2 protein-coding genes are annotated in these 2,342 nt (G+C 63.3%); both read left to right on the top strand.

Annotation, left to right across the window (positions count from 1 at the left end):
* Window positions 1-131 precede the first annotated feature (131 nt).
* Window positions 132-1,400 (top strand): WcaI family glycosyltransferase, encoded by a 1,269-nt coding sequence (locus tag VKS22_11215; protein HLW71177.1) that lies wholly within the window; start codon window positions 132-134, stop codon window positions 1,398-1,400.
* Window positions 1,401-1,418: 18 nt separating this feature from the next.
* Window positions 1,419-2,342, top strand: a 924-nt coding sequence (locus VKS22_11210) for an NAD-dependent epimerase/dehydratase family protein (GenBank protein ID HLW71176.1), incomplete at its 3' end; no start/stop codon positions are given.

Raw genomic sequence — 2,342 nt, 5'->3', positions numbered from 1 at the left:
GGACGCACTATATCGATTTCGAACGCAAAGTCGCACATAGCGCCAAAGCGTCGCAGTCGGTAAACGAGTAGCCGCCAGATTGCCCCTTCTCCCGCGGCGGGCGATCGCCCAGGCCGGCGGGCCCTTGTCAAATGCGTATGCGTATCCTGCACCTCGGAATCAACTACTGGCCGGACGAAACCGGTATTGCGCCGTTCACGACCGGCAGATGTGAGTATCTGGCGGCGCGTGGCCACGAAGTGGCCGCTTGCACGGGGCCGCCCTATTATCCCCAGTGGCGCGTGCCAGACGGGTACCGCGGCCGTTTGTTTTCGCGCGACGAACAAGGCGGCGTCACGGTGTTGCGCTCGTGGATGTACGTCCCGCGCAAGCTGACCTCGTTGCGGCGCGTTCTCCACGAGGGCTCGTTCGTATGCTCATCGTTCGTGCGCGCGCTTGGAAGCTGGCGTCCCGATCTGTTGTTCGTGACCTCGCCGCCACTCGGATTGGCCGCGAACGCGATCGCGCTCAGCCGGCTCTGGCGCGTGCCCTACGTGCTGCACGTCGCCGATCTGCAGCCTGACGCGGCGCTCGAGCTGGGAATGCTTGCACAGGGGCGATTCATCCGGATGCTCTATCGCCTCGAGGCGGCGGCTTACCGCAATGCCACCTTGGTTTCAACGCTGACCGAGGCGATGCGCCGGCGCATCGTTGCCAAAGGTGTGCCGCCTGAGAAGGTAGCGCTCTTCTCTGATTGGGTGGACCCGCAACTCTTTTCCATCGCGCCACCGGAGGAATCGCAAGAGGCAACCCGAAAGTCGCCCTTCATCGTCACCCATTTCGGCAATATGGGCGTGAAGCAGGGCCTCGACGTTATGCTCGAGGCCGCCAAGCTCTCGCGTGACGATCCGGGAGTCGTCTATCTGCTGGTCGGTGACGGCGCGGCGCGGTCCATCCTGGAGTCCAAGGCTCGCGAATTGAACCTGCCGAACCTTCGCTTTTTGCCGCTCCAACCGCACGATCGCTTTCTCGATCTGCTCGCGCAATCGGACGTTTGTCTGGTCACTCAGCAGCGCACTGTGGGCGACATCGTATTTCCCTCCAAGGTGATCACACTGTTGGCGGCGGCGCGCCCGGTTATCGCGTCAGTCGGTGCAGGGAGCGAAGTCGCTCGGGTCATAGCCGAGGCGGGCGCGGGAATAACGGTCGCGCCTGAAAATCCTCGCGCGCTGGCCGATGCAGTTATGCGGCTGCGCGCGGATCGCGCGCTGTCGGCGCGGATGGGACGGGCGGGGCGAACCTACGCCATGGACCGATGGGAGTGCGAGACAGTCCTGAAATCGACCGAGCAGAAGCTGGCGGGTGCTTTCAACGGCAACCTGGTGTCGGCGGACGTCTCCCGCGCTGCCGACGTGGACTAAATAGGGAGGGAGCCACTCATGAGGAAAGTCCTGGTCACTGGTGCCGGAGGTTTCATCGGACATCATCTGGTTCGCTATCTGAAGGGCCAGGGTTACTGGGTCCGTGGCGCCGATGTGAAATACCCCGAATATGAGGCTAGTCCGGCGGACGAGTTTGCGCTGCTCGATCTGCGGCGCATCGACGATTGCCTCGAAGCGACCTGCGGTGTGCGGGAGGTCTATGCGCTCGCGGCCGACATGGGCGGGATGGGCTTCATCTCGTCGCATCACGCGCAGATTCTACGTGACAACTCGCTGATCAATATCCACACGCTGGAGTCGGCGCGGCAAAATAATGTCGAGCGCTATCTGTATTGCTCGTCGGCCTGTGTTTATCCCGAGTACCGCCAGACCGACGCTGAGGTGACGCCGCTGCGCGAGGAGGAAGCCTATCCGGCACAGCCGCAGGACGCGTACGGCTGGGAGAAACTGATTACCGAGCGGCTCTGCAGCCACTATCGCGAAGACTACGGGATCGAGACCCGCATCGTGCGCTTTCACAACATCTTCGGACCGCTCGGCACTTGGGACGGCGGGCGCGAAAAAGCGCCGGCCGCGATGTGCCGCAAGGTCGCGATCGCCAAGCTCGCCGGTAATCACGAGATCGATATCTGGGGCGACGGCGAGCAGACTCGCTCGTTTTGTTACATCGACGACTGCGTGGTTGGGATCCACAAGCTGATCCGCTCGGAGTACCGCGAGCCGCTAAATCTGGGGCAGGACCGGCTGGTCACGATAAACCATCTGGCCGACATGGTCGCGGCGATCGCCGGCATCCGCATCGCCAAGCGCTACGTCCCCGGGCCGCAGGGCGTGCGCGGCCGCAACTCCGACAATACGCGCCTGCGCAAGGTGCTCGGCTGGGAGCCTCGGATTAGCCTCGAAGAGGGTCTCAGCCGGACC

It is taken from the genome of Candidatus Binataceae bacterium (assembly GCA_035308025.1).
Taxonomy (GTDB): Bacteria; Desulfobacterota; Binatia; order Binatales; family Binataceae; genus JAJPHI01.
Note: the sequence above shows the minus strand (reverse complement) of the source record. Positions and strands in the feature narration are given on the sequence as shown.

Excerpts from the sequence above, each read along its gene's own strand:
- VKS22_11215 (HLW71177.1), top strand. The coding sequence starts at position 132 with ATGCGTATGCGTATCCTGCACCTCGGAATCAACTACTGGCCGGACGAA.